Raw genomic sequence first — 428 nt, forward strand, 5'->3', positions numbered from 1 at the left:
CAGGCGCTCTAGCCAGCTGAGCTAATCCCCCAAAAAAACAACCCAGGCGCTGTAGTCCCGTCCAGATTTGAACTGGAGACCCCTACATTATCAGTGTAGTGCTCTAACCAGGCTGAGCTACGGGACTATGGTTTGGTTAAGTTTAGACAATTATACAGTAGTATATAGTATATTACTGCTACTGCCTAACTTCTACACAATAACTTTACCGTTCCGTGCTATCTGGATAGCTTACAAAACGTCAGGTTAATTTTCTGGTGTTTCTTTTGTTTCTTTTTAATTAATAGAGAATATCATGTTGCGCAGCGAGTAGTCCAATCTACTCCAGAAAGGAGGTATTCCAGCCGCACCTTCCGGTACGGCTACCTTGTTACGACTTAGCCCCAGTTACCGGTTTTACCCTAGGACGCTCCTTGCGGCTACGTACT

At 44.9% G+C, this 428-nt stretch carries 1 tRNA gene and 1 rRNA gene; both read right to left on the minus strand.

The annotated features are described in order from the left end of the window. Positions 1 to 52: 52 nt before the first annotated feature. Positions 53 to 127, minus strand: a tRNA-Ile gene (locus JHD69_RS20450). A 201-nt stretch (positions 128 to 328) separates the two neighbouring features. Next, positions 329 to 428, minus strand: a 16S ribosomal RNA gene (locus JHD69_RS20455); the annotation flags it as partial.

The organism is Pedobacter sp. ASV12 (assembly GCF_016429155.1).
Taxonomy (GTDB): Bacteria; Bacteroidota; Bacteroidia; order Sphingobacteriales; family Sphingobacteriaceae; genus Pedobacter.